The following is a 25,985-nucleotide window of genomic DNA, read 5'->3' as shown; positions in this document are numbered from 1 at the left end:
GGCTGGTCGGCGGTGTTCACGGCGGTCGCGACGAGCGGCATCGTGTTCGCGTTCAACGGCTTCCAGAGCCCGATCAACCTCGCGGGCGAAGCGCGTAACCCGTCGAAGAGCATTCCGTTCGCGGTCATCGGCTCGATCGTCTGCGCACTCGTGATCTACGTGCTGCTGCAGGTGGCGTATATCGGCGCGGTCTCGCCGTCGGACGTCGCGAAGGGCTGGAACACGTTCAACTTCAAGTCGCCGTTCGCGGAACTCGCGATCGCGCTGAATCTGAACTGGCTGGCGATCCTGCTGTACGTCGACGCGTTCGTGAGCCCGAGCGGCACCGGCACGACCTACATGGCAACGACCTCGCGCATGATCTACGCGATGGAGCGCAACAACACGATGCCGGCGATGTTCGGCAACGTGCACCCGTTCTACGGCGTGCCGCGCCCGGCGATGTGGTTCAACCTGGTCGTGTCGTTCATCTTCATGTTCTTCTTCCGCGGCTGGAGCTCGCTGGCGGCGGTGATTTCGGTGGCGACGGTGATCTCGTACCTCACGGGCCCGATCAGCCTGATGGCGCTCAAGCGCGCCGCCACCGACATCGAACGTCCGCTCACCGTGCCGTTCATGAAGGTGATCGCGCCGTTCGCGTTCGTCTGCGCGTCGATGATCCTGTACTGGGCGAAGTGGCCGCTGACCGGCGAAATCATTCTGCTGATGGTTGTCGCGCTGCCGGTGTACTTCTACTTCCAGGGCAAGGAAGGCTGGGCCGGCTGGGGCCAGGATCTGAAGGCCGCATGGTGGCTGTGCGCCTACCTGCCGGTGATGGCGATCCTGTCGCTGATCGGCAGCAAGCAGTTCGGCGGCCACGATCTGATTCCCTACGGCTGGGACATGCTGGTCGTCGCGATCATCTCGCTCGGTTTCTACTACTGGGGTGTGAATTCGGGTTATCGCACGCCGTATCTCACGGAACGCAAGCACCACGCGGAATACGAATCGCTGCCGTCTGAAGCCAAGGTTTAAAGAGGCGCGGCATCGATTCATGAATCCCATCGATAAGGGCATGCACGCGCAACGCCTTAATCTGGCGCTGCGCCGATGCAAGAATCGAAAGTGGTAATGACGTAACAGACGCAATACAAAAAAACGGGATGGCCGGCTTTATGCCAATGGCCATCCCGTTTTCTTATACCCGCCTCACGCCCCAGTTGGATCGACGCGTGAGCTGGCTATCGCGTAGCTAGACCTGCGCCTCTTGCAGGACAGGCAACAGCTTTTCGAAGTGATAGCCCGGCGGATGCACGTCACCGAAATCATGCGCCGATAGCAGCGTATAACCGCTCGTGGTGTACAGGCCCACAGCCTCGGGCTGACGCGGCCCGGTGCCCAGAAACACCCGCGTATAACCCTGGCGCGCCGCCTGCGCTTCCAGTTCCACCAGCACACGGCGCGCCAGGCCCTGGCGGCGCTCGTGGCGGCTCGCCCAGATGCGCTTGAACTCCGCCGTGCCCGCGTCCGCGTGCGGCATGAACGCGCCGCCCGCTACGGCCACACCGTCGCGCAGCAACAGCACGAACGCCCCACGCGGCTGCACGAAATCCTCATCGGGATAGCGCGTCATCTCGCGTTCGAGATCCTCTGCGGCAATCACGTCCGCATAGCGGCTGCGATATTCCTCGGCAAGCTCGGCGAACAAGGGCTGCGCGCGCGGGTCTCGCACCGTGACATAGACGAACGCCTCGCGCGCCATCAATGCACCTTCGGAAAACCGTGGCGTTCGGCCAGCAGCGCGAGAATGCGCTTCGGGTCATTCACGAAGCGCTTATCGCCCAGCGCCAGCGCATCGTCCGGCACCGGATGCTCATCGCCCAGCACGAGCGCCGGCAAGCCTTGATGTGCCTCATCGAGCGCGTCGATCACGTCCGGACGCGGGCGCGCGAACGCCACGCGCTTCACGTCAAGCCGCGCCGCACGCGCCGGATCGCTCGCGAGCAGCCCTTCGATGGAAAGGCCGTGCGGGCAGACGAAACGCTCGCCGGGGTGTTTCGGATCGATGAAAGCGGGTTCCAGCAACAACAGCAAGTCCTGGCTCATGTCGAGCAACTCCTTCTTGTTTGATCAGGATAACGATGAATTGAACGCGATGCGTCACGCTGCAATCTGCTCAGGTGCATTGGCTTGCGCTGCGGGACGCCATTGCAATGCGGGCGCGATACGCGTAATAAAATCTTCGAGAATCTGACGATAGTTCTCGAACGGCAGGTCGTAGGGCAATTCGAGCCGCAATTCGCGCACCTGCGCGAGTACCGGATCGGCCTGCAATTGGGCGAGGATTTCGTCCGAGGTGCCGACGAGATCGGGCACGAAAACGGTGCGCCGCTCGCCGCGCGGCGCAAGCGTGCGCTCGTGCCGTCCAGCCGCGAAGGCGCGATAACGCTCGCGCGTATCGGCATCGGCACTGTCGAGCGGCACGATCACGCGTCCGAGCGCCACGCGCGGCGGCTGCGCACCGCTCCAGTGTTGCCGGTAAATCTCCAACTGGCGCAACTGGGCCTCGCGATAATCGTCGGTGCCCTCGCCCGTCGTGATATTGCCGATCAGCAGATTGAAACCGTTACGCGCGGCCCATTCGACCGAGCGCTGCGAGCCGCCGCCATACCAGAGCCGCGCGGCCAGCCCCGGCGCATGTGGCGTGATGCGCGGACGCACGCGCCCCGCAGCCGATTCGACGAAGCTTTCCTCGTCGCCCAGCCATTCGCCGCTCAGGTTGCGGCGCAAGCGCTCGACACGCGCATGGGAGAAGTCGATCTGCGCGGGATCGGCGTCGAACAGCCGCTCGCCCAGCAAGCCGCCATGACCCGGCGCGCCCGCACTCAAGCCTACATGCAGCCGCCCGCCCGAGAGCACGTCCACGCTGGCAAGATCCTCGGCGAGGCGAAACGGATTTTCGTAGCCCATCTGGATCACGGCGGCGCCAAGACCAATGCGCGTGGTGCGCTGGCTCGCGGCCGCAAGGAAGGTCGCGGCGGACGACACGGCATGTTCGAGGTGCCGCTGACGTACCCAGGCACTGTCGAAACCCAGCTTCTCGCCCATCTGAAAGAGTTCGAGTGCGGCTTCGATGCCGGCACGCGGCGCGTCGTCGCGATAGTTGGCCGGCGTGAGAAAAGCGATATGGTCGATATGAGCTGCGCACATGACGTTGGTTCTTTAAAATGAAGAGAGGGTTCAGGCGTCGCGCAAGCCTGGCGGATTGGTTTCCGCCCGCTCGACCGCTTCTGACGCGATGGCCCAGCGCGCGAGCGCCGCGCGATACTGGCCGCTGCGGATCAGGTTATTGGTCGCGAGTGTGAGCGCGGGCGCAAGGCCGCTGTCCTTGCGCGTGGCCACGGCCACGTCGGCGTTATACGGCCAGCCTGCGTTGACGCTGCCGACCTTGCGGATGCCGCCCAGCGTGGCGGCCTCGTAGGCGAGCGGCGCGTCGGGATTCAATTCGGCGTCGGCGCGGCCCGAGACCAGCGCCAGGCGCGCCGAGGCGCTATCGTCGAAATAAAGCCACTGCGCGGCCTTGAGTCCCTGCGCCACGTTGCGGCGATCCCATTCGATCAGGATGCGTTCCTGGATCGTGCCCGAGCCCGTGATGACGCGCAGACCCGCGATGTCCTTCGGCTCGCGAATCGACTGGATATGGCTGTTCGATCCCACATAGAACGCATGTAGCCCGAGCCGGTAAGTCGTGAAATCGAACTTGCGCTTGCGCGCCTCGGTCACGCCGACGTTCGAGATCACCGCGTCGTATTTGCCGCTCGTGAGGCCCAGCGGCCAGTCGGCCCAGGCGACCGGCACGAAGCTGATGGTCAATCCCAGCGCGTCGGCCAGCAGTTGTGCGTAGTCCGGATCCGCGCCCACGATGCTGCGGGCGTCCGTGGCGTAGGTCGCAATGGGCGGCGCGAACGGCGCGACCGCTACGGTCAGCGTGCCGGGCGTGACGAAGCGATAACCGGCAACCGCACGCTGCGCCTGAGCGTCAGGCTGCGCACGCGGCCGGCCACGTTGTTGCGGACTGAAATCGAAGTCCGATACGGAAGCGGCCACGGCTCGCCGCGCAGGCAAGACAAGCGGCGCCGCACCCAATGCCGCGAATTTCACGAGGAAATCGCGTCGATTCTCACTGCTTGCGCGCGCAACGACTCTATTTCGCTTCATGTCACAAGACCTTGGAAAGAAATTCGCGCGTGCGCAGATGCGCCGGATTGCCGAGCACCTGGGCCGGCGGACCGGCTTCGACGACGCGGCCGCCGTCCATGAAAACGATGGTGTCCGCCACTTCGCGCGCAAAGCCGATTTCGTGCGTGACGATCACGAGTGTCGTGCCCGAGCGCGCCAACTGGCGGATCACGTCGAGCACTTCATTGACGAGTTCCGGGTCGAGCGCTGAAGTCGGTTCGTCGAACAGCAGCACCTTGGGCTTGAGCGCGAGCGCCCGCGCAATCGCCACGCGCTGCTGCTGGCCGCCGGAGAGTTGGCGTGGCCACGCATCGGCCTTGCCCGCGAGGCCCACGCGGGCCAGCAGCGCGCGCGCTTCGGCCTGGGCCTGGGCACGTGGCACACCGGAGGCGATCGGCGCCTCGGTGATGTTGTCCAGCACGCTCAGATGCGGGAACAGGTTGAAGTTCTGGAACACCATGCCCACTTCGGCGCGATGACGCAGGATGTCTTTTTCCTTCAGTTCATAGAGCGTGCGGCCTTCGCGCCGATAACCGACGAGTTCGCCATCGATATCGATGAAACCGTCATCGACACTTTCGAGGTGATTGATCGAGCGCAGCAGCGTCGATTTACCCGAGCCGGACTGCCCCAGGATCACCGTCACGCTACCGGAAGGCACCGTCAACGAAACGTTGTCGAGCACCTTGAGCGTGCCGAAGCTCTTCGAAACATTATGAATACCTACTCGACCGCCGATGCGGCGCTGCGCCCAACCTGCGTCGGCAACGGGCGCGGCATCCGCGTTCTGCCTGTCTTGCATGTTCTGCGCATTCCGCGAGCGCGCGAACGGCTTGAGCAGCAGCGAAACCAGCGCGGAGCGTTGCGGCTGCGAGCGCGTAGCGCCTCGCGCATAGTGACGTTCGATATGCACCTGAATCGCCGACAGCACCGTCAGGATCACGAGATACCAGATGGTCGCCACCATCAGCAACGGAATCACTTCCAGGTTGCGGTGATAGACGATCTGCACCGTGTAGAACAGGTCCGGCATCGCGAGGATATAGACCACCGAGGTGCCCTTGGCCAGCCCGATCACGTCGTTGAAGGCAGTAGGCAGCACCGCGCGCATGGCTTGCGGCAGCACGATGCGCCACGCCTGACGCGTGTGCGGCAAGCCGAGCGCCGCCGCCGCTTCGCGCTGGCCGTGATCGACCGAGAGAATGCCGCCGCGAAACGCTTCCGCCGCAAACGCCGCGTGATTGAGCGACAGCCCCACCACCGCCGCGAAGAACGGGCTGATGAGGTCCGTCGTCGGGCCGTTGTAGAACGTCAGATGCGTGAACGGCACGCCAATCCAGACGGTCTCGTACAGATAGCCCAGGTTGTTCAGCAGCAGCAACAACACGATTGGCGGAATCGAGCGGAACAGCCACACGAACGCCCACGCGCAACCCGCCAGTAACGGCGAGCGCGAGAGCCGCGCCAGCGCGATCGGCACGGCCAGCGCGAAACCGATCACCGCGCCCACCAGCGTAAGCAGCAAGGTACGCGAGAGCCCTTCGAGAATAGGTTCCGCGAAGAACCATTGCGCGAAGACGCCCCATTCCCAGCGCGGGTTGCCCAGCGCGGAGTGCAGCACCAGCGCGATCAGCACGACCGCGAACACGGTGCCCGCTGTGCGTGCGCGATGACGCGCGGGCACGACGCGAAAATGCGCGTAGTCGGTGGCATCGTGCGCGGCACTGCCGCCGCGCGCGGACGAAGGGACGGCGATGTGGGGCGTGTCGCTCATGGTTCGATGTTCCTGCTCGATTCTGCGGTCATGACGTCACTGGGCTTTCGCGAGCGCGTAGCGGCTCTCGCGTCGCGGCAGTCCGAGGTGGTCGCGCAGCGTGTCGCCGCTCAGGCGACGGCTGTAGCGCCCGCGTGCTTCGAGCACCGGAATCACGTGCTTGACGAAATCGTCGAGTCCTTCGGCCTGCACCGGGAAGCCCAGAATGAAGCCGTCGGCGGCGCCCGCGTCGATCCAGCGGATCAGCTCTTCGGCGATCTCCTCGCCGGTGCCGAGGAACTGCGTCTTCGGCGTGGCCACTTCGAGCGCCACTTCGCGCAGCGTCGCGCCGCTGCGGCGCGCTTCGCTCTTGATGCGGTCCGTGGTCGAGCGGAAGCTGTTGGTGCCAAGCTCGCCCAATTCAGGGAACGGCTCATCGAGCGGATACTGCGAGAAGTCGTGATGTTCGAAGAAGCGGCCCAGATAGGCGAGCGCGTCTTCGATGCTGAGCAGGTCGCGAATCGTGCGATACTTTTCTTCGGCCTCTTCCTTCGTCGTGCCGACGATCGGCCCGATGCCCGGGAAAATCTTCACGTCCGACGCGGCGCGGCCATGCGCCACGGCGCTCGCGCGCACGCGCTCCGCGAACTCGCGCGTTTCCTCCAGCGACGGCGAATGCGTGAACACCGCGTCGGCGTATTTACCGGCCAGATCGATGCCCGAATCGGACGACCCCGCCTGAAAGATCACCGGCTGTCCCTGCGGCGAACGCTGGATATTGAGCGGCCCGGCCACCTCGAAGAAACGGCCCTTGTGATCGAGCGTATGCAGCTTGTCGCGATCGAAGAAACGCCCGCTCTCGCGCTCGCGCACGAAAGCGTCGTCATCCCAGCTATCCCATAGGCCTTGCACGACCTCCAGATATTCGTCGGCGATTTCGTAGCGCAACTCGTGATTGGGATGCTCGCCGCCATAGTTTTTCGCCGAGCCTTCCAGCGGTGACGTTACCACGTTCCAGCCCGCCCGGCCGCCGCTGATGAGGTCGAGCGAAGCGAACTGACGCGCCACCGTAAACGGATGGCTGTACGAGGTCGACAGCGTGCCTGCGAGGCCGATCTTCGTCGTCGCCGTGGCCAGCGCCGAGAGAATCGAAATCGGCTCGAAACGGTTGAGGAAGTGCGGGATCGATTTTTCGTTGATATAGAGCCCGTCCGCCACGAAGGCGAAGGCCACACCGTTGGCTTCCGCCTTCTGCGCGATGCCGGTCACGAAGTCCAGGTTAACGCTGGCGTCGGCCGGGCCACCCGGATGCTTCCACGCGTTCATATGGCCACCCGCGCCGTGCAACATGATGCCGAAGGTGAGATTGCGTTGTGCCTTTTCAGTCATTTCGGATTCCTTTTATTGTGTGGATGCGGGTAATCAGACGCGTGCGTCCTGCTTGAGCGGTGCGAGACGCTCGACCGAATCGAGGCGCAGCGCGTAATCCGCAACCGGCGTATCGATCACAAACTCTTCCACGCCAAAGCGCGCATGTAGTGCGTCGAGTTCGGCGCGAACGTCGGCGGCGGTGCCCGCGATCACGTGCGGATGCAGTTCGTCGAGGCGGTACTCGGATACGCCGGTCTGGCGGGCGAATTCCGCGGCGGCTTCGGGGCTGGGCAGATTCACGCTCTGTCCGGTGGCGAGCTGCAGCTTGAAGAGGCGCAGCGCGCCCACCTGGGCGCGCGCCGCTTCGCGCGTGTCCGCCGCGAAAGCAAACAGCGCCAGCAGCGGCGAGCGGCCCGTGGCCTCGCGATAGGCGTCGATCGAGCGCGCGATGTTGGCCTCGTCGCCGTTGAAATGGCCCGCGTAGCAGAAGTCCCAGCCGTACTTTGCGGCCAGGCGCGCGCTGTCCGGGCTGCCGCCCAGCAGCACGCGCTGCGGCGGCTCGGGCGGCACGGGCAGCGCCAGCGCGCCGGCCAGCGCATGATCTTCCGGCACGCCCCACTTGAGGAAAGCATCAAGCTCCGCGAGTTGCCCCGCGAAATCCGGTTTCTTCGTTTTGTCGTGAAACCATTGCAGTGCGCGCGTGGTCAGCGGCAGACCGCCCGGCGCCTTGCCCACGCCCAGATCCACGCGACCAGGCGCAAGCGAGGCGAGCACGCGGAACGATTCCGCCACCTTGAACGGACTGTAGTGCTGCAACATCACGCCGCCGGAACCCACACGAATGCGCGAGGTATGCGCCAGCAGATGCGAGACGACGATCTCGGGCGCGGAACTCGCGAGACCCGGCGCGCCGTGATGTTCTGCAATCCAGAAGCGCTGGTAGCCCAGCGCTTCAGCGCGCTGCGCGAGGCGAATCGTGAAGCGCAGCGCATCGTGTGCGCTCGCGCCTTCGGCGATCGGGCTTTTGTCGAGAATGGAAAGGGACCAGACCATGTCACTCCTTCCCCATGCGCTTTATACGCATGGGTCGAAAGGTTTTAAGCGGTTGCGAGTGGATAAAATTTCAAACCACCCGATACGCTCCAGACATTATGTCGATGCAATGCGCCGGAGCGTACGAGCGATTTCTGCTATGCATATCAGAGCGGTTTAGAACTGATATCGCGCGCGCAGGTAATAGAAACCGCCATTGACGCCGACATTCGATGCATAGGTGTCGTACTGCACGCCCTCAAGCTGATTCACATACGGAATCTTCGAGGGATAAACGTCGAACAGATTGTTCGCGCCCACGGCAATCTGGAATTTCTTCGTGACGTCGTAGCGCACTTCCACATCGGTCACGTAGCGCGCGGCGTTTTCGACGTGATTGAACTGCGTGGTCGAGAACGCATTCGGGCCGACGATATAAGTCATTTCGCTGGACGTGGAGCCGTAACGCGTTTCATGCAGACTCACGCCCCACTTGTCGCGATGCCAGGTGCCGCCGATGATGATCTTGTTCTTCGGCGTCGAGGTCGTCAGCCAGCCGATCTGCTGCGCGTTGAGTGCCGCCGTACCGCTGGCGTTCTTCGCCACGTTGGTCACCGACGTGGTGTTCAGGTTCACGCCCAGATCCCAGTCCACCTGACCCAAACTACCGAAGCCCGTGTGATACGTGCCGGTCAGATCGATACCGCGCGTGCGGGTGCTCGCGCCGTTGGTGAAGTAGCTCGCCGATACCGCGGAGGCCGGAACCGAACCCGGCACGGACAGCCCCGCCGCCTCCATCGCCGCGATAGCATCGGCGCCCGCTGCTGTGCCGCCCATCACGATGCGATTGCGGATATCGATCTGGTAAGCGTCGAGCGTAAGGTGCAGGTTATCGACCGGCTGCAGCACGAAGCCAACGTTATAGTTGGTCGATTCCTCGGGCTTGAGCGACTGTGCGCCAATCAGCTTCGCAGCTGCGGAATTCGCGGCCAGCAGGCCTTGTGCGGAGGCCGGCGACACGTTGATATTCGTGTAGTACTCCTCGGCGAGCGACGGCGCGCGAAAGCCCGTGCTCACGCTGCCGCGAACCGCAAAACGGGGCGTGAAGTCGTAGCGCGTCGAGATCTTGCCGTTGGTGGTGTCGCCCACATCGTTGTAGTGCTCGTAACGCCCGGACAGATCGATCTGCCACTTCTGCGTGATCTTCGTCGCCAGATCGATGTAGGTGCCGAACACGTTACGCGAGTTATCGCTCGCGCTCACCGGCGCAAGACCCGGAAGCGCCTGCGCGCCGCCATCGAGATACGAATACAGATCGCCCGCGCCCACCGTATAGCTTTCGCGACGCTCTTCCACGCCGAACGACACATGAAGCGGACCGGCCAGCAGCGGCAGATTGAACGCGCGCGAGAAGTCCAGGTTATTGGTGAGCTGCGTGTTGCTCACCGTCGCCAGGTGGAACGTCGTGGGCGTGAAGCCTTCCGCCGCGTACAGGCCGCTATTGGCCGAATCGACCATGCCCATGTTGTCGTGGTCGCCGCCATAGGTCGTGCTCAGATCCCATGACCAGCCGAACAGATTGTCACCCTTGATGCCCGCCGTGATCGAGTAGTCGTTCTCGTTGACGGTTTCCTGCGGCGTGAAGCCGTTCGGATAAAGCGATGGCAACACTGATGGCGGACGATAGTTCTGGTACGCGCTGGCGTTGCGGTGCGCGTAGGTGCCGAAGCCGTATAGCTCGACGTTGTCGCCCAGGTAATAGCCCGCGTTGAAACCCACCGATTCGCGCGTGGCGGACGGATCGCCCAGCATCTGGTTGTAATAGCCCTGACCTTGCGGGAAGCTGCCGAAGTAATCGTCGGGGCCGGTGCGCACCGTATGGTTCTGGCGCGCGTATTCCGTGCTCAGGTCGAGAAAGCCTTTATCGCCCAGGTTAAAGCCGATGTTGGCCGATTCCGCATTCTTCAGGCCGTCGCCCGCGTAGGTCTGGCCCGTCGTCGAGGTAACTTCGCCGCCGTGCGAGGCGCGCTTGAGAATAATGTTGATGACGCCCGCGATGGCGTCCGAGCCGTATTGCGCCGCCGCGCCGTCACGCAGGATTTCGATGTGATCGATCAGCGCGATCGGGATCGTGTCCACGTCCACACCGGTTGCGCCCTGATTCAGGCCGCCATCCAGCGAGATGTTCGCCGTGGTGTGGCGGCGCTTGCCGTTCACGAGCACCAGCACGTGATCGGGGCTCAGGCCGTGCAGCGAGAGCGTGTTGGTCAGCATCGCCGCGTCGCCCGCGTAGGTCTCGTGACCGATCGACGGCGACAGTTGCACGAGCGCGTCGCGCAGATTGGTCTGGCCGGTCGAGCGCAATTGCTGCCCGCTAATGACGTCGACGGGCGTAAGGCTCTTGCTCGCCTTCGTTTCCGTACGACTACCGGTCACCACGACGGTGTCCTGCTGCACAGTGCTGGCGGCTGCACTGCTGCTCGCGGGAGTGGCAGGCGCCGCCGCTTCCTGCGCCCAGACCGCGCCGTTGCAGGCCATGGCCAGCACCGCGGCGGAAAGCGCCGTCATGCGCAGGCGCGGCGCGTGGCGCTCGCTCAGTGTTGTTCTCGCCGACCCAAAACCCGAAGCATAAGTATTGTTTTTCGTTTTCATTCGAACAACTTATTAATTTGATGTCTACTTTGTTCTTATGCGCCGACTTCCCCTGCTTCTAGCGATTTCTAACGAAATCCGGGAACGTCGGCGCCCGTTCCCGGAGGTGCCGTCAAGGTTCGTTGCCCACCAGCCCTATCTTCGTCGCGCCCTCGCGCTGCGCAGCCGCCATCACCTGCGCCACCGCGCTATACGGCGCGGCCTTGTCCGGCGACAGATGAATCTCCGGCTGATCCGGCTGGGCCGCGACTTCGGCCATGTGGTGTTCGAGATCCGCACCCGCCGCGAGCGGCGCGCCGTTCCACTGAAGCGCACCGCTCGGGCCGATATCGATCTGCACGACCGGCGGAGGCGCGGCAGGCGGTGGCGGGCTGTCCACCGGCAGATTCATCTTGACCGCGTGCATCTGGATCGGGATCGTGATGATGAGCATGATCAGCAGCACCAGCATCACGTCGATGAGCGGTGTCGTGTTGATGTCCACCAGCACGTCCGGCTCGTCGTTGCCCGATGGGATATTCATCGCCATCGTCTTGACTCCTTTATTTGACCGATCTCGACCGGTTTAGCCGCCGCGCGCGGGCGGCTGGGTGATGAACGAAACCTTGGCGATGCCCGCACGTTCACAGGTGCTGACCACGCGCGCGATGTACTCGTAGCGCGTGGCCTGATCGCCGCGCACATGAACCTCGGGCTGCGGATCGCGCTGCGAGATGCCTTTCAGTTGCGTGAGCAACGTTGTGGCGTCCACGCGCTTCTCGTTCCAGAACAGATCGCCTTCCTTGTCCACGGCGATCTCGATGCTGTCCGGCTTCGTTTGCAGAGGATTGACCGTTTCCTTGGGCAACTGCACCGGCACGGTATGCGTGACCACCGGAATCGTGATGAGGAAGATGATCAGCAAGACCAGCATCACGTCCACGAGCGGTGTCGTGTTGATGGAGGCGATGACTTCGTCCTCGCCGCCGTCCTGCGCTACGTTCATGGCCATGGCGACAGTGCTCAGTGGGCGTTGGCGACCGCGCGCACCGGGCGCTTGCGGCCCCCGGCAAGCAGCACCGTATGCAGTTGCGCGCCGAAGCCACGCACGCGCTCCATCAGCGACTTGTTACGGCGCACGAGGAAGTTGTAGCCCAGCACCGCCGGCACGGCCACGGCCAGACCCACTGCGGTCATGATGAGCGCCTCGCCCACCGGTCCCGCGACCTTGTCGATTGATGCCTGGCCCGCGATGCCGATGGCCGTGAGCGCGTGATAGATGCCCCACACGGTACCGAACAGGCCCACGAACGGAGCCGTCGATCCGACCGTCGCAAGAAACGCCAGGCCGTCCTGCAAGCGGTTCGAAACGCTGCCGCTCGCGCGGTCGATCGACACCTGGATCCACGTATTGCGATCCACTTCTTCGAGCAGCGCTTCGTCGTGATGCTCCGCGGCTTCCAGGCCCGTCTGGGCGATGAAGCGGAACGGCGAGTTGTCGTCGAGTTCGGCCACGCCCACGGCCAGCGACGGCGCGCTCCAGAGTTGCGCATCGGCGGATTTGGCGCGGCGGCCGGCACGCGCCTGTTCGACGAACTTGGTGATCATGATGTACCAGCTGCCCATCGACATCACGACCAGCACGAGCAGCACGAAACGCGCGACGAAGTCGCCGTTGGCCCACAAGGCGCCCAGGCCATAGGGGTTCGAGTCAGCGGCATTCGGGGCGCTTTGCGCCCAGACGAGCGGCGAAGCGAGCAGCGCGACGGCGCCAGCCGCCGCGGAAATCAGGCCGGCGTAACGCACGGCAGCGGTTTGCTTCTTCATGTTTGCTCCAGAAAGGCTCTTAATTCAGGTTGAACGAAAACGGCACCTGCACACGCACGGGCTGGCCTTGCGAGATGCAGTTGAACTTCTTGACTGCGTTAAAGGCGGCACGGTCGAGCAAGGGATCGGCGGACTTCTCGACCTTCTCTTCCGTCACGTGGCCCTGCGGGTCCACCACGAACGAGATCAGCACGTCGCCCGTGATGTTGTTGTCCTGCGCTTCCTCCGGATACACCATCGCCGCACGCACTTTGTCGGAGTTCGGGCACACCACACCGGCCTCGTGACTCACGGGCTTCGCGGGCGCGGGCGGAGCCGGCGGCGCGACGGGAGCGGGCGGCGCGGGCGGGGCCGGTTGCTCCGACTGATGCGTGATGGTCGGCGCAGGCGGCGCCACCACGGGCACCTCGGGCTTCGGCACGTAAAGCGCCACGCGTTTGGGCGGCGCCACGGGCTTCGGCGGCGGCAGCTTGACGGTGGGGATGGGCGGCGGTGGCGGCGGCTTTACCGTTTCCAGAATCCGCACTTCCACGGGCTTCTGGATGACCTGCACCACTTTGCTCGCGAGACCATTGAGCAGGGCCCAGATGAATACGACGTGCAACAGCAGCACGGCGACGATACCGGCGTAGCGGCGCGCCGATCCCTGCCTGCGCGCCCCGTATTGCCGCGGGCGCGCTGCCCACTTGCCCGCGACGACCACTGAGTCCGACATGAAGCGCTCCTTCTATTTCTATGGACTGCAAACTGTTTGTAAACCGCGCCGTGCAAGGTCATTACGGCACGCGTGCTGCATCAGGTCTTCGGCAGGCCCGGCGGATTGGTCGAAGCGCGCTCGATCGCTTCCGAATCCAGATTCCAGCGATCCAGCACCTGGCGATACTTGCCGTCGCGGATCAATTCATTGAGGGTTTGCGTGAGCGGATCGGCGAGACCACTGCCCTTGCGCGTGGTGATGGCGACTTCGGCGGTGCGCGGCCAACCGCCGCTCACGGTGCCCACGAGGCGCGTCTTGCCCTGCGTCGCCGCTTGCCACGCGAGCACGGCATTGACGCTGAAAATCGCATCGGCGCGGCCCGATTGCAGCGCGAGCGTGCGTACCGCATCGTCGTCGTAATACTGCACGCTCACGGGCTTGAGGCCGTGCGCCACGTTCTCCTTGTCCCACTCAAGCAGCACCTTCTCCTGGTTGGTCCCCGCATCGGTGATGATGCGCAGGCCCGCGATATCCTTCGGCTCGTGGATCGCCTTGATCGCGCTGTCCTTGCGCACATAGAAGCCGACTTCATCGCGCCGATAGGTCGAGAAGTCGAACTTCTCCTTGCGCTCCTCAGTAACGGTCACATTGGAGACCACCGCATCGACCTTGCCCGACTGCAGCGCGAGCGGCCAGTCCGGCCACGCGAGGACGACGAGCTTGAGCTTGCGGCCCAGGCTATCGGCCACCACCTGGGACAGATCGACGTCGAAGCCCACGACGGTCTTTGCGTCCGTGGCGTAGGTGCTGATCGGCGGCAGCGCGGGCACGATGCCGATGGTGAGCGTGTCCTTGTCGACGAAGTTAAAGCGCGTCGGCACGGCCTTGATGATCGCCGGGTCGGCGCTCGCGCGCACGCGGCCATGCTGCTCCGGGCTGAGGTCGAACGAAGTCGCGGCGAGTGCGAGGCTGGCTGCGCCCAGCGTGAGCGCGCCCGCGAGGGTGACAAGTGTACGTTTGAGTTTCATGGCGATGATTCAGGCGGGTCTGGAGACGGGAAAGCGTATTCAGTGCTGCGCGCCCAGCGGCTCGCGCGGGCGCAGGTCGTGGAGCGTGTCGATTGCGTGCGGCGTCACGAGATCCTTGGCGAACGGCAGATGCACGTGCACTTCGGGAGCAATCGCGCGGTCAAATAGCGCCGTGTAGCCCGAATCGATATAAAGGCCCCATGCTTCCGGCTGCTTGAAACCGGTGGTGAGATAGACGCGCCGATAACCCAGGAGCCGCGCACGCGATTCAAGCTCTTCCACGACGCGGCGCGCGAGCCCCTGGCGGCGTTGATCTTCGCGCGTCCAGATGCGCTTGAGTTCGGCGGTTTGCGCGTCGTAGCGCTTGAATGCGCCGCCGCCGACGGTCTCGCCGTCGCGCTCGACCACGATGAAAGCGCCTTCGGGCGGCGCGAACAATTCAGCCGGATAACGCGCCAGTTCCGCTGCGGCGGATGCATCGCTATCGGCGCGGAAATCGCGGTAGCGCGTGGCGTATTCCTGCTTGAGCGCGTCGATCAAAGGCTGCGCGACGGGGTCGAGCGGCGACGTGTCGAAAATGCGGTAGCTCATGGTCGTTGCATTCGTAATGGGCCAATATCCGGCGGCGCATTGGATAGCTTGCTGGATGCCTTATCCGAAGCCGCCGTCATTTTTCTGTTATCGCAACGTCGCCGGTAAATTTGACGACCGTTGTGTACGCGACAAGATTAGCCTTTCAGCGAATGCAGATTAACCAAGCATTTCTAATATCTTTATCGAATCCCTTTTATGGCTTGTATCGCTGTTTATGCTGGCCGGATTTTCATCCTTTAGAGCACGTTTTTCGCCATTCGATTAGCTTCGAGTGGCGTTGTGTTGCGCGTTATACGGGTTGCGCCAGATGGAAAAGACAATCGCCGCGCTGCACGGCGGCCATCGCGCGCTGGCACACGACTTCACCTTCGGCTTCGAAAGCAACCGTCACGGGCTCGCGCAGCGGCGTATCGGGAAAGTGAATGCGCGCCGCGGGCTGGCCTGCACTTACGCATTGACCCGGTTGCACGAGCGGTTCGTACACGCCGCGCTCGTACGCATAGACATAGTGGGACGCGCCCGAGACACGATAGAAGCGCGTATCGCCGGGCGGCGCGGCGGGCACGAGCGGCCCCGTCAGCACGCCGATCTTGCCCAGCAGATGCAACACGCCTGCGCGGGCCTCATGGAGTAATTGCGGCTGTACGATCCCCGCTCCACCCAGTTCCGTGACGATCGACAGCGCACCCTGGCGACGCGCGGCACTGGCCGAATGCAACGGATTAGCCGAATGCAAAAAAGCGCGCGGCATGCCGAAGGCGGCAAGCAAAGTCCTCAAACGGGTATTTTCCTCGGCATCGCGCGGCTCGATCGCCAGCATATTCGCACCGTGATAAATCAGCGAACTGCCGCCCGAATGGAAATCAAGCAGATATTGCGAACGTGAAAGCAGCGTGTGCTCGATATAGTCCGCAATAACAGTGGTGGGCTCGCCTTGCGGGTTGCCAGGGAAGCTGCGGTTCAGGTTGCCGCCATCGAGCGGCGAGGTGCGCAGACCCGCTTCGGCGGCGGGGAAATTCGCCATCGGCAGGAAGATCAACTGGCCCTGGACATATTGAGGCTCGATCTCACGCAGCAATTGCGAAACGAGAATCTGCCCTTCGTATTCGTCGCCGTGATTGCCGCCCATCAACAGCACGGTTGGGCCGGAGCCATTGCGGATCGACGCGACCGGAATGGGAATCCAGCCGTAAGCGGAGCGATGCACCGAATGCGGCAGACGCAGATAGCCGGTGTGACGGCCCGTGGCGTCGAAGTCGATTTCACTGCGGATAGGGGTGACCATGGTGCTCCTTTTTTCGTATCGCCGTATCGCGAATCCTGCGGTGTATCGATAGCCAAACCGCCCCATTCTGGACGATGCGCGCCGTCGCGCCTACCAAGGATTGCGCGAATGAATATGAAAGGTGCTCACGCACGAGGCACACATCGCTTAAGCGCTGCATGGAACGTCGATAGCAGAAATCCTTCTTTGACGTCGCCGCGCACGCTGATTAAGCTTGGCTCCATCTTGTTATAACAAGTTAGCCATGTCCCAGAACAAGCTCATCGCCCTGCCGCCTCAACCGCTCTACGCCAGGATCAAGGACACGCTGCGCGCACGTATTCTGGACGGCACCTATGCCCCGCACAGCCAGATGCCGTCCGAGCACGAACTCTGCGCGCTTTTCGGCGTGAGCCGCATCACGGTGCGCCAGGCGCTGGGCGACCTGCAAAAGGAAGGCCTCGTGTTTCGCCTGCATGGCAAGGGCACCTTCGTGTCCAAGCCCAAGGCGTTCCAGAACGTGACCTCTTTGCAAGGGTTCGCCGAGGCCATGTCGTCGATGGGCTATGAGATCGTCAATCAGTTGCGCTCGTTTCGCGTCGTGAAGGCCAGCCGTCACGTTGCGCAAAAGCTGCAGCTGGCCGAAGGCGAGAACGTGGTTGAGATCCATCGCGTGCGCCTGCTGAACCGCGAACCGGTCTCGCTCGAACTCACCTGGCTGCCCGAGGCGCTGGGCAAGCGACTGGCCAACGCCGATCTGGTGGCGCGCGACATTTTTCTGATTCTGGAAAACGACTGCGGCGTGGCGCTCGGTCATGCCGACGTGTCGATCGACGCCATGCTCGCGGACGACGACATCGTCGATGCGCTGCGCGTGCAGGAAGGCAGCCCGGTACTGCGCATCGAGCGCACCACGCACGACGCCGGCGGCACGCCGATCGACTACGAGTATCTCTACTTTCGCGGCGACGCGTTCCAGTACCGCCTGCGCGTGGATCGCGACAAAAACGCTTCGCATACAGCCAATCCATAAGGATGACGTAATGAATATGCAAACGATCCCTACCGAAGTGCTGGAGTACGATATCGTCGTGGTGGGCGGCGGCACGGCCGGGCCGATGGCGGCCATCAAGGCGAAGGAGCGCAATCCCGCGCTGCGCGTGCTGGTGCTCGAAAAGGCCCATGTGAAGCGCAGCGGCGCGATCTCGATGGGCATGGACGGCCTGAATAACGCCGTGATTCCGGGCCATGCCACGCCCGAGCAATACACGCGTGAAATCACCATCGCCAATGACGGCATCGTCGATCAGGACGCCGTCTATGCGTATGCGAAGCACAGCTTCACCACCATCGAACAGCTCGATCGCTGGGGCGTGAAGTTCGAAAAAGACGGCAACGGCGATTATGCGGTCAAGAAGGTGCATCACATGGGCGCCTACGTGCTGCCCATGCCCGAAGGCCACGACATCAAGAAAGTGCTGTACCGCCAGCTCAAGCGCACGCGTATCGATATCACCAATCGCGTTGTCACCACGCGTCTGCTCACGGATGCACAAGGCGCCGTGTCGGGTGTGATCGGCTTCGATTGCCGCACGGCACACAGCGTAGTAGTGCGCGCGAAGGCGGTGATTCTTTGCTGCGGCGCGGCCGGACGGCTCGGTTTGCCCTCCTCCGGCTATCTGATGGGCACCTACGAAAACCCCACCAACGCGGGCGACGGCTATGCCATGGCCTATCACGCAGGCGCGGCGCTCACCAATCTCGAATGCTTCCAGATCAACCCGCTCATCAAGGACTATAACGGTCCGGCCTGCGCCTACGTGACCGGCCCGCTGGGCGGCTTCACGGCCAACGGCAAGGGCGAACGCTTCATCGAATGCGATTACTGGAGCGGCCAGATGATGTGGGAGTTCTATCAGGAACTGCAAAGCGGCAACGGTCCGGTGTTCCTCAAACTCGACCATCTCGCCGAGGAGACCATCCAGACGATCGAGCAGATTCTGCACACCAATGAGCGCCCGAGCCGTGGACGCTTTCATGCGGGACGCGGCACCGACTACCGCTCGCAGATGGTGGAAATGCATATCTCCGAGATCGGTTTTTGTAGCGGGCATAGCGCTTCGGGCGTCTATGTGGATGCCCGCGCGCGCACGACCGTGCCAGGTCTTTATGCCGCCGGCGATATGGCCGCCGTACCGCACAACTACATGCTGGGCGCGTTTACCTACGGCTGGTTCGCGGGCCACGACGCCGCCGATTACGTGGCGGGCCGCGAACACGCGCCGCTCGACCAGGCGCAACTGGCCGCCGAACGCGCACGCATCTATGCACCGTTCGCCCGCACGGACGGTCTCGCGCCCGCGCAGGTCGAATACAAGCTGCGCCGCATGGTGAACGACTATCTGCAACCGCCCAAGGTCACGCGCAAGATGGAAATCGGCCTGCAACGCTTCGATGCCATCGCCGAAGATATCGAGGCCATCAAGGCCAATCACCCGCACGAATTGATGCGCGCCGCCGAAGTGCGGGCAATTCGCGATTGCGCGGAAATGGCGGCGCGCGCCTCGCTGTATCGCACCGAAAGCCGCTGGGGGCTTTATCACCATCGCGTCGATTATCCGCAGCGCGACGACGCCAACTGGTTCTGCCACACCGATCTGCGCAAGAACGCGAGCGGCAACATGATCTGCGAAAAACGCGCCGTCAAGCCCTATGTCGTGCCGATCGGCGCGGACGAGCAAAACGCCTATGGCCGCATGCGCATCCGGCCCGCGCAGGAACTGGCTGAAGCGCACTGAACTGGCTGACTGAAAAAGCCCGGAGAAAAAACATCATGTCCTCTACGTCCCCTACGTCCTTCAAGCCCCACGATATTTTCCAGCGCAGCAGTGCGCCCGTCACCATCGACGAGGACCGCTGCATCGCGGACAAAGGCTGCACCGTTTGCGTCGATGTATGCCCGCTCGATCTGCTCGCAATCGACATGTCCAAAGGCAAGGCGTATATGCAGTTCGACGAATGCTGGTATTGCATGCCCTGCGAGCGCGATTGCCCGACCGGCGCGGTCAAGGTCGAAATTCCCTACTTGCTGCGCTGAATCGTCGTGGCTTCGATGCACCCCAGCGCGTCACGATAATTCGCATTCCCTATCGATTTCAAAATGACTGATTTTTTTGAATCCAACGCGCTCGCCCGCCTCAACGATCCGGACGCCGCCGTGCGCCGCATCGCCGTGCTCGATCTCGCCGATCTCGAAGACGAAGCGCTGATCCCCGCGCTGGTCGCGACGCTGCGCGGCGACACCGCGCCCGAAGTGCGCCGCGAGGCGGCGGCCGTGCTGGCCGCGTGGGAACAGGAAGACGTAGTGGAAGCGCTGTGCGCTGCATTGCTGGACGCCGATGCTGCCGTGCGCGAAGCGGCCCAGCAGGCGCTTTCGGAACTCAAGGATGCGGCGTCGGCGAGCGTGCTGCGGCGCTGGGCGGCGCGGCCCGAGCCGTTCGCGCGCAGCGCCGCATTGCGCGGACTGCGCGAGCTGCGTGACGCCGCCGCTTTCGAACCTGCACGCGCCGCGCTCGACGATGCGCACGCCGAAGTGCGGCTCGAAGCCGTGGCCGTGCTCGGCTGGCTCAAGGACTCGCGCGCGCTCGCGCCGCTCGCCGCGTTGCTGGCCTCGGATGCTCACGGCGCGGTGCGGCGCGCGGCGGCAGGGGCGCTTGGCTTTGCAGCCGCCGACGATGAGCACGCAGCGCCCGCGCTGCTGCACGCCCTGCACGACGCCGACTGGCAGGTGCGCGAGGAAGCCGCGACGACGCTCGGCAAGCTGCGCGCCCACGCGGCGCGCGATGCGCTCGTGGCCGCGCTCGACGACGATTACTGGCAGGTGCGCCTGCGCGCGGCGCGTGCGCTTGGCCGCCTCGCCGACCCGCAGGCGGCGGTTGCGGTCAGCGCGTTGCTCAGCCATTCGATCAGCAATTTGCGCAAGGAGGCAGCGCTCGCGCTGGGCGAACTCGGTTCGGCCCACAGCATCGCGCCGTTGCAGGCGGCGCTGGAAGATCGCGACCCCGAAGTGCGCAAGGCCGTGCGCATCGCCTTGCAGCAGCTCGAAGGCGCCGCATCGTGAACGTTCCCGTGGAATTGCGCGCCGAAGGCGCGGCACTCGTGCTGATTTGGCCCGACGGCGGCTGGCAGCGCCTGTCTGCAACCGCGTTGCGGGCCGCTTGTCCCTGCGGGCCCTGTCGCGGTGCGCGCCTGCGTGGCATGGATCTGGCCGGATCGATCCCTTTGGATCTCACGCTCACCGGCATTGCGCCTATGGGCTACGGCGTGCAACTCGTTTTCAGCGATGGCCACGACCGGGGCATTTACCCGTGGAACTGGCTCGAGAATTTCACGCCGCCCGCTGATCGGGCAAGGCTTACAGCGCTTCCTGGCACAGTGACATCATCCGCTGAACCATCGTCGATGCCTCATTGAGTTCCATTTCACTGGTAAAGAGGGCCGAGACACTCGACAGGCGCACGGCGATCCCCGCGCCCAGCAGGTCGCGACTCGCAATCTTCAGCGCGAGCTGGCCCAGACGCACGCGATCGAGCCAGTGCATCGTCGCATCGGCCTTGTGCAGCCACTCGCGGCAGCACGACACGACATGATCGATGCGCCATTCCTGCGTGAGCGCGTAAGACGACGCGGCGATCGCCACGAGATAACAGAGCAATTCCGGGCGGGCACTGCTCGCTTCGATGAATTCCGTTTTCACTGGCATGCTGTCCCTGGTTTCCAGACATAGGCTCCATAGCTATGGCCGGACGTCGCTAAAGCAAGCAAAGAAGGCATTGTGCATCGGAACGGGTGAAGGGTGCGGTTTCGTGAGCACCGCCGCCCGTTCGCTGGCCGTCGCACGCCGGCGCAACTGGCGAATATACGCTGCCCGGCCGCCATCGTGCTGAACAGCATACGACAGCCGTGTGAAACCACAAAATCAGCACGCTTTCATTCGTTAGTCATGCTTGTCAATTTGCACCGTTCGATGACATCCGGGTGACAGGCGCAAGCGCGCAAGAAGCCGCACAAAAAACGAGCGTTGCGTTGACGAATAATTCCACGACGCGGGCGCAAACCCGTCAAACGCCGCCATCCCCAGACAGAGCAAACAAAATATTTCGATCCACCGCGCATGAACGAAGCCGCATGGCCGCGCATATCGATTTATTTCGCATTTCTTGCAGCGCAAACGTTTGCATTCGCATGGCATGGTGGCATGGCGATTGCGCGCGCACGGGCCGCACAACGCGTCGCACGACGGTTTTTATCCTTTCAACCAGCCTCATCGCCTCTCTGCACGAGTGCATCAGGAGTTTTGTCCCATGTTCACGAAGCGCACGCGCGCCCTCCCGCTCACGCTGCTGTCCGCCGCAGCCCTCGCTTGCTTCGCGCCCGCCGCGTCGGCACAGCAGTACACCACCGACTGGCTCGCCAACACCTATGGCACGCTCGCCGCGCATGTCGGCAACGGCGCGCGCTCGATGTGGGTCTCGCCCGATGGCGTCATCTATACGGCCTCGTTCTGGGACGAGAACGAAGGCGGCGTCGCCATTTATCAGAACGGCAAGAGCCTGGGTTCGATCGGCCTTCACGACGAGTTCCAGGGCGGCGCGATCACCGGCAACGCCACCTCGATTTTCGCCGCGCTGCAATCGGGCACCTCGTACGGCAGCGGCACGGTCGGGCGCTACCGGCGCGCGGACGGCACGCGCGACTTCACCATCAACGTGAGCGTCTGGAACAAGGTGAGCCGCGCCGACGCCATCACGGGCCTCGCCACCGCCGGCAATCTGCTCTATGCGAGTGACTTCTTCGGCAACCGCGTACGCGTGTTCACCACCGACGGCGTCTGGCAACGCGACATCGCGCTTAAAAGCCCCGGCGCGCTCGCGCTCGACAGCGCGGGCAATCTCTGGGTGGCGCAAAAGAGCACGGGCACGATCAACGAATTCAGCGCGGCGGGCGCGCCCTTGCAGACGATCCAGATGGCGGCGGGCGCGCAGCCCTCGGCGCTTTACTTCGATGCGTCCACCGGCCTGCTGATGGTGGGCGACGAAGGGCCGGACATGAACATCAAGCTCTATAGCCTCGCAGGCACGCCGACGTTCACCGGCACCTTCGGCGTGACGGGCGGCTACCTGGACACCACGAGCGGCATCAAGGGCCAGGTGGGCGACAAGCGCTTCACGCGCATCACCGGCATCGGCAAGGACAGCGCGGGCAATCTCTATGTGCTCAACAATCCGTGGGGCGGCGGCTGGGATCTGGGCCGCAACGGCGGCACCGATATCCACGCTTACAGCGCCGCCGGCACGCTGCTCTACAAACTGCAGGCGCTCAACTTCGAAGGCGTGGCCGCGCCCGATCCGCTCACCGATTCCACCCTTTTCTACAGCGGCACGGACATCTTCACGGGCACGGCGGGCGGCACCTTCGTCGCCAATACGGTCGACCCGTTCACTTACCCGAACGACCCGCGCCTGAACATGAACGACACGCAGCGCGACGAGCACTTCGGCCAGCTCGTCACGGTGGGCGGCAACCGCATTCTGGTCGCGTCCGGCCAGAATCCCGGCATTTTCTACCTCTATCACTTCAATACGGCGAGCGGCTATATCGCCATTCCCGACGCCTCGCTGCCCGGCTCCGCATTCAACACGACCTTGCAGGTGACGGGCGGCTTCTGCCTCGACAGCCGTGGCGATATCTGGGCCGGACTCGACCGCACCAACCACATCTATCACTACCCGTTCAACGGTTTCGACGGCACCGGCAAGCCGTCGTGGGGCGCGGCTTCGACGATCTCGACGCCCGAGAGCGTGCGGCCCACCGCGCGCATCGTCTATCAGCCGGAAAGCGATACGATGATTCTCGCGCAAGGCCTGGCCGGCAACTGGGACTGGACCGCCATGAACGGCACGATCCAGGTCTATCACGGCTGGGCCGCGGGCAACATCAGCAAACCCGGCCCGGTCATCACGCTCACCAGTCCGAACCCGAAGTCGATCGCCGCGGCCGGTAACTATCTTTTCGTCGGCTACGTGCATACGGTGCCCAATATCGACATCTACAACCTTACAACGGGCCAACTCGTCACCACGCTCACCAACGCGAATCCCGGCAACGTGGACGTGGGCAACGATGTCGATTCGATGTACGGGCTGCGCGTGTATCTGCGCTCCAACGGCGAGTACGTGATCACCAAGGACAATTACAACGGCACAAGCGTGGTCGTGCATCGATGGATGCCGTGAAAGCGTTTTTTCATTCGATGAAGCGAACGTAATCGGGAGCACCCCAGGGTAGAATTCCGGCGCTTGATCTAAAGATTGCGGCAAACCAGCCGACATATGGGTGCCACATAAGGTTGCCGTCCAGCGCGCCGCCGCGCCGGATGGCCAGAAAAAGGGCGTCCGACCCTGCCCGAGAAAAAAGTGAACCACGATCCCCTTGCACGTTTGCGGCTGTCGCTCGCCGTGCAGCTTCAAAACAACACCGCAGCGGTCCCGATGAGCGGCCCGCTCCTACGGCGCGGCGCATGAAGCTGGCCCAGATCCGGCGTTTTGCCGGTTATGCCTGCGTCGGTGCAGCCGGGACCGCCGTGCAGTACGGCGTGCTCAGCGCGCTCGTGCTGGTGCACGCGTGCGGCGCGGTGGCGGCATCGGCGACAGGCGCAGTCGCCGGGGCCATCGTCAATTACGTCCTGAACTACCGCCTGACCTTCCGCGCCACACGCTCGCACCGCGAAGCCGCACCGCGCTTTTTCGCCGTCGCGGCGGTGGGCGTCGCGCTCAACAGCGCGCTCATGTATGGGCTGATCCACCGCTTCGCGACCGGCTGGCTGCTGGCCCAATGCATCACCACGGCCTGTGTGCTGATCCTGACCTACAGCGCGAATTCGCTCTGGACCTTCCAGACCCGCCGCGCCTGAGCGCCAGGGATTTGGCACACTTCCGGCCTATTTTTTAGCGGACCGCATCACCCATGTCACACACCACCACACTCCAGCCGCCAATCGCGGCCGCGCGCATGCGCGAATCGAACGAGACCGGCAAGCTGTTCTGGCTGCTGCCGCTGCACGCGCTCGTCTGGACGCTTGCGGCCTGGCTCTCGCGCAGCAATCTCGACACGCCGGGCGACATGGTCGAGAACTACGTCTGGGGCATCGAATGGCAGGCCGGTTATGCCAAGCATCCGCCGCTCTTCGCATGGATCACGGCTGGCTGGTTCCGCGTGTTTCCGCATACGGATATCGCGTATTTCGCGCTGTCGTCACTCAACGCGATGGCGGGACTGTTCGGCATCGTCGCACTGGCCGGGCGCTTCGTGCCTCGCCGGCTTGCACTGCTCGCGGGCGTCGCGATGGCGATTTCGCCGCTCTACTCCAACCTCGCGATCAAGTTCAACGCGAATTCGGTGCTGCTATCGGTCTGGCCGTGGACGGCGTACTTCTTCGTGCGCTACATGCAGACGCGCGAAGCGCGCGCCGCGCTCGCGCTGGGCGTATTCGCGGCGGCTGCCGTGCTGGGCAAATATTTCTCGGTGGTGCTGCTGGCCGCGCTGGTCTTCGCGACGCTTGCGCGCCCGGCCTGGCGCGCGCGCCTCATCGAGCGCCGCACGCTGCTCGTCGCGCTGGCTTTCGCGGCCGCGCTCGCGCCGCATGTGCACTGGCTCGTGGTCAATCATTTCCCGACTTTCGCCTACGCCGACAAACGCACGGGCGGATCGATCGGCGCGGCGCTGGGGCGCTTCGGCATCTACACGTTGGCGCAGATCGGTTACCTCGCGCTGAGCTTTGCCGCCATGCTGCTGATGGTGCGCGAGCGCCGCGGCGAAGCGGCCAGGCTGATGGCCGCGAGTCTGGTCAAGCCCTCGCTCAACCCGGATCTCTGGTGGCTCACGCTCGGCCCGCTGTTCGCCGTCGGCCTGATCGCCTGCGCCGCGCGCACGCAGATGGCATCGGTCTGGGGCATGGCGCAATGGTTCGCCATCGCGCCGCTCTGGCTCGCCGTGCTGGACCGCGCGGGAATCGCGCTCGTTCCCGCACGCGCGCTGCGCGTGCTGGGCGGCTACTGGCTCATCGTGCTCGCAGTGACGGCGACGATCGGCTACCTGGGTGCGCGCCGCAACAGCGACGACGCCGCCGAGCCACGCGCCGAACTCGCCGCCGCGGCTCAAGGCATGTGGAATCAGCGCTTTGGCCACGATGTCCCTGCCGTGGCGGGGTCGCCGCACGAGGCGCAGTCCGTGGCGTTCTATAGCCGCGGGCAGACGCAGTACTGGAATATGGGCGAGCCGCAAACGACGCCCTGGCTGCATCTCGCAGGACTGGACCAGCGCGGCGCGCTGTTCGTCTGCCGTATGGGCGACGTGCATTGCATCGTGCAGGCGCGCTGGATCAGCGGCGAGGAGCCCGAGCCGGTGAGCGTGCACAAGCACGCCTGGGGCCGTGAACTGGCGGCGCGTGAGTATGTGTTTTTTGTGGTGGCGCCGCAGGGTTGATCTGCATGGCAAGCCGTGCGGCATGGC

Annotated in this window: 25 protein-coding genes; 9 read left to right on the top strand and 16 right to left on the bottom strand. The window is 63.9% G+C overall.

All coding sequences use genetic code 11. The features are described 5' to 3' along the window. Positions 1 to 1,014 (top strand): APC family permease (locus tag B0G62_RS24915; RefSeq protein ID WP_146055352.1); only part of this gene is annotated, 1,014 nt, incomplete at its 5' end. A 217-nt stretch (positions 1,015 to 1,231) separates the two neighbouring features. On the opposite strand, the gene B0G62_RS24910 is transcribed toward B0G62_RS24915, so the two are convergent. The 15 genes from B0G62_RS24910 to B0G62_RS24840 form a co-directional block, all read right to left on the bottom strand. After that, positions 1,232 to 1,741, bottom strand: a complete 510-nt coding sequence (locus B0G62_RS24910; RefSeq protein WP_208624248.1) for a GNAT family N-acetyltransferase — start codon at positions 1,739 to 1,741, stop codon at positions 1,232 to 1,234. Next, positions 1,741 to 2,085, bottom strand: a complete 345-nt coding sequence (locus tag B0G62_RS24905) for a DUF3088 domain-containing protein (protein ID WP_103706879.1) — start codon at positions 2,083 to 2,085, stop codon at positions 1,741 to 1,743. Before B0G62_RS24905 ends, B0G62_RS24910 begins: the two co-directional genes overlap by 1 nt. A gap of 54 nt (positions 2,086 to 2,139) precedes the next feature. Then, entirely contained in the window at positions 2,140 to 3,189 is a 1,050-nt protein-coding gene (locus B0G62_RS24900) for an LLM class flavin-dependent oxidoreductase (RefSeq protein WP_103706878.1), read from the bottom strand. Positions 3,190 to 3,219: 30 nt separating this feature from the next. After that, positions 3,220 to 4,197, bottom strand: coding sequence for an ABC transporter substrate-binding protein (locus B0G62_RS24895; protein ID WP_103706877.1), 978 nt, complete (start codon positions 4,195 to 4,197; stop codon positions 3,220 to 3,222). A 1-nt stretch (position 4,198) separates the two neighbouring features. Then, the gene (locus tag B0G62_RS32515; RefSeq protein ID WP_103706876.1) at positions 4,199 to 5,992 is read right to left on the bottom strand and encodes an amino acid ABC transporter permease/ATP-binding protein; all 1,794 of its coding nucleotides are present in this window, start codon (positions 5,990 to 5,992) and stop codon (positions 4,199 to 4,201) included. A 36-nt stretch (positions 5,993 to 6,028) separates the two neighbouring features. Continuing rightward, complete coding sequence (locus B0G62_RS24885; protein ID WP_103706875.1) at positions 6,029 to 7,360, bottom strand: LLM class flavin-dependent oxidoreductase; 1,332 nt, start codon at positions 7,358 to 7,360, stop codon at positions 6,029 to 6,031. Between the two features lie 33 nt (positions 7,361 to 7,393). Next, the gene (locus tag B0G62_RS24880; protein ID WP_103706874.1) at positions 7,394 to 8,395 is read right to left on the bottom strand and encodes an LLM class flavin-dependent oxidoreductase; all 1,002 of its coding nucleotides are present in this window, start codon (positions 8,393 to 8,395) and stop codon (positions 7,394 to 7,396) included. Positions 8,396 to 8,551: 156 nt separating this feature from the next. After that, complete coding sequence (locus B0G62_RS24875; RefSeq protein WP_103706873.1) at positions 8,552 to 10,942, bottom strand: TonB-dependent receptor plug domain-containing protein; 2,391 nt, start codon at positions 10,940 to 10,942, stop codon at positions 8,552 to 8,554. A 196-nt stretch (positions 10,943 to 11,138) separates the two neighbouring features. Next, positions 11,139 to 11,555: an ExbD/TolR family protein gene (locus B0G62_RS24870; protein WP_103706872.1), complete on the bottom strand. Its 417-nt coding sequence runs from the start codon at positions 11,553 to 11,555 to the stop codon at positions 11,139 to 11,141. A gap of 36 nt (positions 11,556 to 11,591) precedes the next feature. Next, complete coding sequence (locus B0G62_RS24865; protein ID WP_103706871.1) at positions 11,592 to 12,017, bottom strand: ExbD/TolR family protein; 426 nt, start codon at positions 12,015 to 12,017, stop codon at positions 11,592 to 11,594. Between the two features lie 11 nt (positions 12,018 to 12,028). Continuing rightward, on the bottom strand, positions 12,029 to 12,832 hold the full coding sequence (locus B0G62_RS24860; RefSeq protein WP_103706870.1) for a MotA/TolQ/ExbB proton channel family protein: 804 nt from the start codon (positions 12,830 to 12,832) through the stop codon (positions 12,029 to 12,031). A 19-nt stretch (positions 12,833 to 12,851) separates the two neighbouring features. After that, on the bottom strand, positions 12,852 to 13,547 hold the full coding sequence (locus B0G62_RS24855) for an energy transducer TonB (protein WP_103706869.1): 696 nt from the start codon (positions 13,545 to 13,547) through the stop codon (positions 12,852 to 12,854). Positions 13,548 to 13,627: 80 nt separating this feature from the next. Continuing rightward, positions 13,628 to 14,557 (bottom strand): ABC transporter substrate-binding protein, encoded by a 930-nt coding sequence (locus B0G62_RS24850; protein WP_103706868.1) that lies wholly within the window; start codon positions 14,555 to 14,557, stop codon positions 13,628 to 13,630. 39 nt (positions 14,558 to 14,596) lie between these two features. Further along, entirely contained in the window at positions 14,597 to 15,148 is a 552-nt protein-coding gene (locus tag B0G62_RS24845; protein WP_103706867.1) for a GNAT family N-acetyltransferase, read from the bottom strand. 292 nt (positions 15,149 to 15,440) lie between these two features. Beyond that, positions 15,441 to 16,436, bottom strand: a complete 996-nt coding sequence (locus B0G62_RS24840; RefSeq protein ID WP_103706866.1) for a succinylglutamate desuccinylase/aspartoacylase family protein — start codon at positions 16,434 to 16,436, stop codon at positions 15,441 to 15,443. Positions 16,437 to 16,680: 244 nt separating this feature from the next. Between B0G62_RS24840 and B0G62_RS24835 the strand changes: the two genes are divergently transcribed. The 5 genes from B0G62_RS24835 to B0G62_RS24815 all read left to right on the top strand — a co-directional run bounded on the left by B0G62_RS24835 (position 16,681) and on the right by B0G62_RS24815 (position 20,888). Beyond that, positions 16,681 to 17,448, top strand: a complete 768-nt coding sequence (locus B0G62_RS24835; RefSeq protein WP_103706865.1) for a GntR family transcriptional regulator — start codon at positions 16,681 to 16,683, stop codon at positions 17,446 to 17,448. A gap of 16 nt (positions 17,449 to 17,464) precedes the next feature. Then, complete coding sequence (locus tag B0G62_RS24830) at positions 17,465 to 19,213, top strand: fumarate reductase/succinate dehydrogenase flavoprotein subunit (RefSeq protein WP_407671239.1); 1,749 nt, start codon at positions 17,465 to 17,467, stop codon at positions 19,211 to 19,213. A gap of 35 nt (positions 19,214 to 19,248) precedes the next feature. Further along, positions 19,249 to 19,512: a 4Fe-4S dicluster domain-containing protein gene (locus B0G62_RS24825; RefSeq protein ID WP_103706864.1), complete on the top strand. Its 264-nt coding sequence runs from the start codon at positions 19,249 to 19,251 to the stop codon at positions 19,510 to 19,512. A 63-nt stretch (positions 19,513 to 19,575) separates the two neighbouring features. After that, complete coding sequence (locus B0G62_RS24820) at positions 19,576 to 20,535, top strand: HEAT repeat domain-containing protein (RefSeq protein ID WP_103706863.1); 960 nt, start codon at positions 19,576 to 19,578, stop codon at positions 20,533 to 20,535. Beyond that, the gene (locus tag B0G62_RS24815) at positions 20,532 to 20,888 is read left to right on the top strand and encodes a DUF971 domain-containing protein (protein ID WP_103706862.1); all 357 of its coding nucleotides are present in this window, start codon (positions 20,532 to 20,534) and stop codon (positions 20,886 to 20,888) included. Before B0G62_RS24820 ends, B0G62_RS24815 begins: the two co-directional genes overlap by 4 nt. Here B0G62_RS24815 and B0G62_RS24810 read toward each other — a convergent pair. Then, entirely contained in the window at positions 20,830 to 21,177 is a 348-nt protein-coding gene (locus B0G62_RS24810; RefSeq protein ID WP_103706861.1) for a hypothetical protein, read from the bottom strand. The two genes, B0G62_RS24815 and B0G62_RS24810, sit on opposite strands and share 59 nt — an antisense overlap. Positions 21,178 to 21,778: 601 nt before the next feature. Here B0G62_RS24810 and B0G62_RS24805 point away from each other — a divergent pair. The 3 genes from B0G62_RS24805 to B0G62_RS24795 all read left to right on the top strand — a co-directional run bounded on the left by B0G62_RS24805 (position 21,779) and on the right by B0G62_RS24795 (position 25,958). Further along, the gene (locus B0G62_RS24805; RefSeq protein ID WP_103706860.1) at positions 21,779 to 23,710 is read left to right on the top strand and encodes an NHL repeat-containing protein; all 1,932 of its coding nucleotides are present in this window, start codon (positions 21,779 to 21,781) and stop codon (positions 23,708 to 23,710) included. A 284-nt stretch (positions 23,711 to 23,994) separates the two neighbouring features. Continuing rightward, a complete protein-coding gene (locus B0G62_RS24800) occupies positions 23,995 to 24,387 on the top strand; it encodes a GtrA family protein (RefSeq protein WP_103706859.1) in 393 nt (130 codons plus the stop codon). 53 nt (positions 24,388 to 24,440) lie between these two features. Beyond that, a complete protein-coding gene (locus B0G62_RS24795; protein ID WP_103706858.1) occupies positions 24,441 to 25,958 on the top strand; it encodes a glycosyltransferase family 39 protein in 1,518 nt (505 codons plus the stop codon). Positions 25,959 to 25,985: the final 27 nt, after the last annotated feature.

Origin of the sequence: Paraburkholderia eburnea (genome assembly GCF_002917095.1) — a bacterium.
Lineage (GTDB): Bacteria > Pseudomonadota > Gammaproteobacteria > Burkholderiales > Burkholderiaceae > Paraburkholderia > Paraburkholderia eburnea.
This window is presented reverse-complemented; position numbering and strand designations above follow the sequence as displayed.